Annotated in this window: 7 protein-coding genes; 3 read left to right on the top strand and 4 right to left on the bottom strand. The window is 43.2% G+C overall.

The features are described from left to right. From PF479_RS18920 to PF479_RS18910, 3 genes are all read right to left on the bottom strand, one after another. A partial coding sequence (locus PF479_RS18920; RefSeq protein WP_298010109.1) for a hypothetical protein occupies window positions 1-311 on the bottom strand: 311 nt, incomplete at its 3' end. Between the two features lie 49 nt (window positions 312-360). Further along, the gene (gene fliB / locus PF479_RS18915; protein ID WP_298010107.1) at window positions 361-1,545 is read right to left on the bottom strand and encodes a flagellin lysine-N-methylase; all 1,185 of its coding nucleotides are present in this window, start codon (window positions 1,543-1,545) and stop codon (window positions 361-363) included. Between the two features lie 167 nt (window positions 1,546-1,712). After that, complete coding sequence (locus tag PF479_RS18910; protein WP_298010104.1) at window positions 1,713-2,993, bottom strand: 4Fe-4S dicluster domain-containing protein; 1,281 nt, start codon at window positions 2,991-2,993, stop codon at window positions 1,713-1,715. 182 nt (window positions 2,994-3,175) lie between these two features. On the opposite strand from PF479_RS18910, the gene PF479_RS18905 reads away from it, so the two are divergent. The 3 genes from PF479_RS18905 to PF479_RS18895 all read left to right on the top strand — a co-directional run bounded on the left by PF479_RS18905 (window position 3,176) and on the right by PF479_RS18895 (window position 6,828). Continuing rightward, window positions 3,176-4,501 carry a VWA domain-containing protein gene (locus PF479_RS18905; RefSeq protein ID WP_298010102.1) on the top strand — a complete coding sequence of 442 codons (1,326 nt, stop codon included), beginning with the start codon at window positions 3,176-3,178 and terminating at the stop codon, window positions 4,499-4,501. A 114-nt stretch (window positions 4,502-4,615) separates the two neighbouring features. After that, window positions 4,616-6,154: a cell wall metabolism sensor histidine kinase WalK gene (locus tag PF479_RS18900; protein WP_298010100.1), complete on the top strand. Its 1,539-nt coding sequence runs from the start codon at window positions 4,616-4,618 to the stop codon at window positions 6,152-6,154. Further along, window positions 6,151-6,828 (top strand): response regulator transcription factor, encoded by a 678-nt coding sequence (locus tag PF479_RS18895; RefSeq protein WP_298010097.1) that lies wholly within the window; start codon window positions 6,151-6,153, stop codon window positions 6,826-6,828. The genes PF479_RS18900 and PF479_RS18895 overlap by 4 nt, the downstream gene beginning before the upstream one ends. Before the next feature lie 78 nt (window positions 6,829-6,906). On the opposite strand, the gene PF479_RS18890 is transcribed toward PF479_RS18895, so the two are convergent. After that, window positions 6,907-7,962 (bottom strand): S1 RNA-binding domain-containing protein (locus PF479_RS18890; RefSeq protein WP_298010094.1); only part of this gene is annotated, 1,056 nt, incomplete at its 5' end.

Below are 7,962 nucleotides of genomic sequence, written 5' to 3'. Positions count from 1 at the left end.
GAGATGACTGAAGATGCAAAATTGTTGATATCAAAAGTGGGATATAAATTACCGAAATTATTTGATTTCACATAGGTATCAATTCCTTTGGAATCCAGGATAGATCTTAAAATCATATTATCTGAAGCATTGAAGGTTTTGACTAAATCGACCACGCCCTGCCCCTGGGAGTTGTGTAAAAATTTCTCATTGAGGTCGGGCTGCTCCTCAGGCTCTGCAGAATTCCTAGTGGATCTATCCACTTTGAATTTTGCATAGACTCCCCCTATTATAATAAGAATCGATATCAGAAGTATCATCATTGTATTCATTTTTCATCCTTCCTCTGTTGAGTTCAAAAATCGGGATACTCAGGGCTGTTTATTCAACGGGCATTAACAATGTCCTGATAAAATCCATATTATCTAACTTTTTGTTCTTAATCTCCTGCAGTAAATCAATTATAAACGTTTTATGGTGTTCTATGGTCTTTGTAAATAACTGGATCATCAGAATGATATCTTCTTCCGTTATTTTTCCTTCTAGAACTCCTATCCCAGCCAGATAAAACCGGATAAAGGTATAGCGGATCACCATCATTAAATAACCATCCAATACATTCTGATTCTCTGTAAATGGAAAATTCCCCTGAAACATGAAATTCACCAGATAGTGTTCAAAAAGATAACCATGATCAATCAAAAAAGGTTCTACAATCATCGTCAGAGATTGTTCATAAAGCTTCGCTTTTTCAGAGATGGGAGAGGCGTCTTGGAATCTCAACCCGGTGATGACCTTGTTTGTTTGCCGGGCAAACAGGGCGCTGTCAATCTCACTTGAAACGTGGAGTGTCTCGATGGCCTCCTTAAAGAATTCGAACTGGAATGCAAAGGAACGATTTGATTTCAAACCTGTCCCGGGGGAGCCGGACCAGGAAGATCCTGATCGGCTCAGCTCCCGGCCCAGGCGAAGGACTCGTTCTGTGATGGAATGATTTCTATCCTGAATCATCTCAATAGACCTGCTCCTCAGTTCTTTAAGACGGCGGACAGGTGAATTCTGCCATCTTTTGTCATGTGTCAGGATATGACTGTGAAGGATATGACGATCCAGAGGGAGCTCCTCTTCGATGAACCGAATCGGTTCCTGAGAGGCAAACAGTTTCCGGACAGCCTCGGGGCAGGATAAAAACAGAGAGAGTTCATATACATCATCCAGAAGATTATAGACCCGGGGATAGGAAGTGCAGACATTGGAAAGGGAATCCTCTCCCAATTGCGTATAGATTCGACAGAGCCTTTGATTGTCTAAAAAAGGGCAATATTTAGATTTGTTGATGCGTACGCGCCCATAATCGACCTCTTCAAAATCGCAATCCTCATTTCTATAGACATGTTTTACAAATTCCTGTTTCATCTGTAAATTTTTTGTCCTAAAATACTTACGATATGTCAGCTTATCAATGTCTATATCCCATCCGATGCAGCAGCTATCTTCGCATGCGCCTGCGATACACTTGAATCCGGAGACATAGGATGGAGTGATGATTCTGGTTAACTTTTTCATGTCCTATCAGCCCTCCAGGGGTTCAACCCGGAAAGTGCTGATTTCCTGAACTCCTAATATTTTCTGAACCGGTATTATACACTGTTTTGTTCAACCTTCCATCCTGAGGCGTGATATTTCACAACTCTCTTGAGAATCGGATGAGGAGAGCCGGTTTCTGTGTCGCCCTATACCTGGACTCTTCTCAAAAGAGTTTCCAGATACCTGGATTTCAGCTGCCTGGAAGCCAGAGCCTGTTTCACCGGGGGGAGTTTGAAGATCACCCCGAAAAGAGCCGCCAGAGCACGGTGGCTCATAAGCACCTGGTTATCAAATATCAGATTCTGCAGAATTCCCCGATCAATGGCCATAAGGACCACCCTGTGGGCACTATTCATGGGGGTGATGACTCTCTTCTCCCTCTGTTTCAGCTTGACCGCTCCGTGCTGACAGACCCGGACACACAATCCGCATCCCAGACAAACATCCTCATTCAGCTCCGCAACGTTCCTTTCAGTTTTTTTAGAATCAGAGGCAGAAATCATAGTCATGGCCACGACCGGACAGACCTTCACACACTTCATGCAGCCTGTGCAGAGATCCGAGTCTACTACGGGCAGATAATTGGTAGTATGAATCGGGTTCAAGGCAGAGTATTTCCTTTGTGCAATTAAAGCCTCACAGCAGCAGCCGCAGCAGTTGCAGATAAAGTTGACCCTCTCCCGCACATTTTCACCGAATTGAACAAGATTCTCCTGGTAGGCCTGCTGCAGCAGATCCATACCTTCCGATTTATCAACCGACCGGGCAAAGCCATGTTTGATAAGGGACTCGGCAGAACCATTAAAAGTCATACAGATATCCAGGGGCGCATCACAGGCTTTGTCCATATGGTGCATTTTGTGCCGGCAGTAGCAGATTCCCACCCCCATATGACTGGCAGTCTGAATCACTTCAGACGCTCTTTCATAATCCAGAATCATCAGCGCATCATCAGCGCTGAGGGCCGGTTCATTCACAAAAGTTCTGCCCAACTGGGTTTCACCAAGAGTAAACAGCTCTCTGACGAAATCCTCTTCTACATTCAAGTATTGATAAAACAGCTCTGACAGGGTTTTCTGATCAATGTCTTTGGTATAACGCATGAGAGAAAATTCAAAAAAACCAGCCATAGGCGGAGGAAGAGTATATACGGAAGCACCATTTCTCTCCACATCCACCAGGATTGCTTTATCCGCCAGACTATCCAGGACCTTCTGGGTGGAATTGAGATCCATTTTCCAGATGCGGGATGCTTTTTCAAGGGTAAAAGGTTTAATGGGAAGGGTCGAAACCAGTTCCGCCTCTTTCTCTGTAAAAAGAATGCTGAGGATTTTGAACAGCAGGTCAGAGGGAGGTGCCCCTTGAGGAAACCGGTTCAAACGGTCTGATAAACTGGAGTAGCTGTTTTTTAATGTATGATGTGCCATAGTTTATGATAGCAGATGAATTTGCCGGGATAAAGAAATAAAATCGGAACAATAAAAAAAGCTGCCCGGTGAGGCGGAACCTTACAAATTCCTTACAAAGCTCTTACAGTCCGCTGAACAATCAGACTCTATTGAAGGATAGAATCAGGAGTATATTCATATTTATGAGGGAGGGAGGAAAAATGAAATCTTCCAAAAAAATACAGGGACTTATGCTTCTTATGATCTGTTCAACAGGAATCCAATTGCAGGCTCAAACCGTAAAGCTCGATGTATCGGTCACCAATACTTGGCTTTTTGCAGAGGAAAATCAAAAAACCTATATCAAAGTCGGCTTAACTGGATTTGAACGGGCAGACAATGAAGAGAGAACGGCCTCCAATATTGCCATTGTTCTGGACAAATCGGGTTCCATGGATGGTGATAAGATTGTAAAAGCCATGGACGCCGCCATGCTGGCAGTCGACATTCTAAATGAAAATGATATTCTATCGATCGTCACCTATTCAGACTCCGTCGATGTTCTCCTGCCTGCGACGAAAGTGAGTGATAAACTCAGTATCAAGAGAAAAATTGCCTCGATTCAATCCGGGGGGAATACGGCCCTCTTTGCCGGAGTCAGCAAAGGGGCGGATGAACTGGAAAAATTCCTGAATCGAAACAAGGTAAACCGGGTCATACTGCTTTCTGACGGACTGGCGAATGTCGGACCGGAGAGCCCGACAGCCCTGGGAGAATTGGGAGCTTCTTTAAAAAGAATCGGAATTTCTGTGACAACCATTGGTCTTGGATTGGGATATAATGAAGATCTTATGGTACGTTTAGCACAAAGCAGTGACGGAAACCACGCGTTTGTTGAAAACTCCAGAGATTTGACCAGAATCTTTGAATATGAGTTTGGTGATATTCTCTCTGTAGTCGCTCAGGATGTTACCATTGAAATTAACTGTAAAGAGGGAATTCATCCCATCAGGATTCTAGGCAGAGAAGCTGATGTCATTGGAAAGAATGTTTATACTTCCTTGAATCAGCTGTACAGCAATCAGGAAAAATACTTTCTGCTGGAAGTGGAAGTTGATCCTTTCCGCGAAGGAGAATCTGTGGGAATAGCCGATGTAGAGTTGAGTTACAGCAATATGGTCAGCAGAAAAAAGGAAACACTTTCGGGATCAGGGTTCATTACTTTTACAAGAAATAGAGACCTTATAGAAGAAAATATTGATAAAGAAACGATGGTGTCTGTTGTGACTCAGATTGCAGCAGAAAAGAGTGAAGAGGCCCTGCGTTTAAGAGATGCCGGAAATATTGCAGAGGCTCAGGCTGTGCTGAATGCCAGTTCGGACTACCTGATGGAACAGGCAGAAATTCTGGAAGCCCCCGCATTAGCTGGATTTGGAGCGGAGTATGAAGACGATGCAGAATCCATTGCCGATGAAGAACAATGGAATGCCACCAGAAAGAAAATGAAAGATGATCAGTTTGAAGTGCAGAATCAGCAGAGTTATTGAGAACTGAATGTTTAAAAGATGATAAAAAGGGAAACACAGAGTATTGGGTCCCTTTTTATCATGAACGACAGGGATTTCTGAATGAAATGCGCGAGAGTGTCTATAGGGTGACATGTGAAGAAAAAACTTCTTTTTATATTCATTCTCATTATATTTATGCCCATCACCGTCATGACGGTGATGGCTGTTTATACTTATAAAGAGAATAAATCCCAGAGGCTGGAAAAATACAAAGAGGAAGCCTCTAACATCCTTCTCAGCAATGCCAGATTACTACAAAACCGTTTAATCCAGGTCGAAGGAGACCTGGATATGGCGGCTCTTGATCCTTCCCGGCCTGCTCAGGAACTGAGAACCGACATGAATATGAGACGGCTGGTCAAACAGGCTTTTATCATAGATGAAGCCAATACCTTTCTCTTTCCCGATATACAGGGAGATGTCAGCCGGAGAGAAGAAGAATTTTTGAAAGAAGCCGAAAATATAGATCTTGCAGCCGGTTTAAGAGCTGGATTTTCTCAGTCTGAAGACAAAATGATTCAGTCTCACTGGTACACCTGGTTTATGGGAGATGGCATCAATTTTATTTATTATACCCTTGAGGACAAGACTCTCAAAGGATTCCTGCTGGAGCGCTATGCGTTGATTTCACAGCTGATCAATGTTCTGCCTGTATCCACAGGAAGGGATGACAGCTTTAGAATACAATTGACTGATGCCAGAGGGGATGTTCTCTATCAATGGGGAGAATATCAAATAGAAGAATCTGCCCAGCCGCTCAGAGAGTACTCTCTGAAAGAACCCCTTGGTTCATGGCGCTTATTCTATTATTTCAATATCAGGAGCCTCTTAGGGAACGGAACGGACCTGAGTGCCTTCTATTTGATTCCGGGATTAGCCCTGCTTACCCTTATCATATTTATAATGGCTATCTATTTTTACAGGGAAAACACAAGAGAGATGAAAACGGCACAGAATCAGGTGAGCTTTGTAAATCAGGTTTCCCACGAACTCAAAACACCCCTGACCAACATAAGACTGTATTCAGAATTGCTGCAGAATCTGCTGACGGATCCCCGGGAACTGAGTTACCTCAATGTCATAGTGAATGAAGGAAGCAGACTGGGGAGGATGATTAATAATGTTCTGACTTTCAGCCGCGGAGAACGGGGAGAACTGAAAAGACAGATTGAAAAAGTAAATCTGGGCGAACTGATCAATGAAGTTCTGGGGAAGTTCAAACCTTTATTAGAAAAGCACTCAATGGAATATGAATATGAAGAAATGGAGCTCCCCCTGATAGAGACCGACCGGGACATGGTGGAGCAGATACTGGTCAATATTATCAGCAACGCTGTTAAATATGGTGCCTCCGGCAAATATCTGGGTATTCAGACAAAACTGAATGATGAAACCTGCACTGTTTTCATTAGAGACAGGGGACCCGGCATCGAAGACTCTGAAAAGATCCATATATTCAAACCCTTTTACCGCATCGATAATTCTCTATCCCAAAGCAGTTCCGGAACAGGAATCGGCCTGTCCATAGCCTGCACACTGGCCCGGGAATCGGGAGCCTCACTGAAGCTGGAAGAATCTCAGAAGGGATGCTGCTTTTCGCTGACAATTCCCCTAAAGGAAGACAACAATTGAAAATACTGATTGCAGAAGATGATCTGTACACGAGAGCTGGACTCCAGGAAATCCTCAGGGGTGAAGGGTATGAGACAGTCTGCGCTGAACACGGAGAGGAAGCATATCAAATCTTCCTGTCAGAGAAACCAGACCTTCTCTGTCTTGATATAATGATGCCTCTGCTCAATGGATATGACTTATGTAAAAAAATCAGAAAGGTGAATAAAAAGATTCCGATTATTTTTATTAGCGCCAAGACAGAAGAAATTGATAGAGTGGTCGGCCTCGAACTGGGAGCGGATGATTATATAGTCAAACCCTTCGGTGTCAGAGAAGTGATCGCCAGGGTAAAAGCCATATTACGAAGAGCCTTACCCGAAATGGAAGCAGAAAAAGATGAATTCCTTTTCGGACAGATCCACATGAATCCCGACAAATTACAGGGAATCATCAATGAGAAAGAAATTGAGTTTTCACCAAGAGAGATGAAATTAATCCACTATTTCCATAAGAACAAAGGCAGAGTTCTGAGCAGAGATCAATTGTATGATTGCGGCTGGGGTATGGAATACCTGCCGAACTCTCGATCCCTCGATCAGTTTATATCTCAATTGAGAAAAAAAATTGAAGAAGATCCCCTCAATCCCCAATTGATACTGACTGTTCCCACTGCCGGTTACAAGTATCCCTGAAGTATGAAAAACCCGCTTACACCCCATCCATAATGGGCTGTAAGCAGGTGTGAGAACTGAAATTGAGGTTAAAACCCACTATTTCTTCTTAGATTTTTTCTTCTCGCCTAATAGGGCGGCAAAAGGATTATATGTATCGGTTTCGGGTTCAAGATATTTCTTAAAAGCCGCATCTTCCTGAATCGATGACACAGGCTTTAAGGAGATTCTTTTACTCTCAACATCTATGCTGTTGATCAGAACAGTCAGGCTTTGTCCCTGTTTCAAAATATCAGAAGGTTCATTATCTCTGGTATCACTTTCAAGTTCAGAGATATGAACGAGTCCGTCCAGTCCCGGTTCCAGGGATACAAAGGCACCAAAGTCGGTCATACGAACGACTTCACCCTTGTGTTTTGTTCCAATTTTATACTTGCTTAACGCCTTATCCCAGGGATCAGAAAGCAGCGATTTCAGGCTCAAAGAGATACGCTCATTTTTCCAGTCCAGCTTTAGTATGGCAGCCTCAATCTCCTGGCCGACAGAAAGGGTTTTATGGATATCTTCCACTCGACTTCTGCTGATTTCTGAAATCGGTAGGAGAGCCTGTACACCGCTGATATCAACAAAAGCACCAAAATCCTGTACTAAGGTGATTGTCCCTTTCACTACCATATTTTCCTTCCAGATTTTTTTCAGGATCTCAATCTGCTTTTGACGCTCTTCTTCCAATATGGCTCTGTTTGAAACAAGGATATTGCGCCCATTTTCACTATGTTCCAGAATTTTAAAGGTCAGATGCTGTCCAATATATGACTCAGGTTTTTCAACACGTTTCTGACCCATCTGGGAAAAGGGACAAAAAGCTCGGGAATCACCAATTTTAATCTCAAACCCGCCTTTTATCTCTTTTTCAACAGTCCCTTCAACGGGAATACTGTTTTCAAAAGCATTCTGCAGAACAGCCTGTCCAGCCTTGTCGCCGCTGATTCTGGTAGTAAAATGCATCTCTCCATTTTTTGCTTCGAGAAAGAAAACCTTTATTGTATCTCCCTCTTTAACAGTGAGGTTGCCCTCTTTATCCGTCATCTCTGTTTTATCAAGAAAACCTTCACTCTTTCCGCTTAATTGAAGGAAAATAGAATCCCCGGAAAT

The organism is Oceanispirochaeta sp., assembly GCF_027859075.1.
In the GTDB taxonomy this organism is placed as follows: domain Bacteria; phylum Spirochaetota; class Spirochaetia; order DSM-2461; family DSM-2461; genus Oceanispirochaeta.
This window is presented reverse-complemented; position numbering and strand designations above follow the sequence as displayed.

Excerpts from the sequence above, each read along its gene's own strand:
- fliB (WP_298010107.1), bottom strand. The coding sequence starts at position 1,545 with ATGAAAAAGTTAACCAGAATCATCACTCCATCCTATGTCTCCGGATTC.
- PF479_RS18910 (WP_298010104.1), bottom strand. The coding sequence starts at position 2,993 with ATGGCACATCATACATTAAAAAACAGCTACTCCAGTTTATCAGACCGT.
- PF479_RS18905 (WP_298010102.1), top strand. The coding sequence starts at position 3,176 with ATGAAATCTTCCAAAAAAATACAGGGACTTATGCTTCTTATGATCTGT.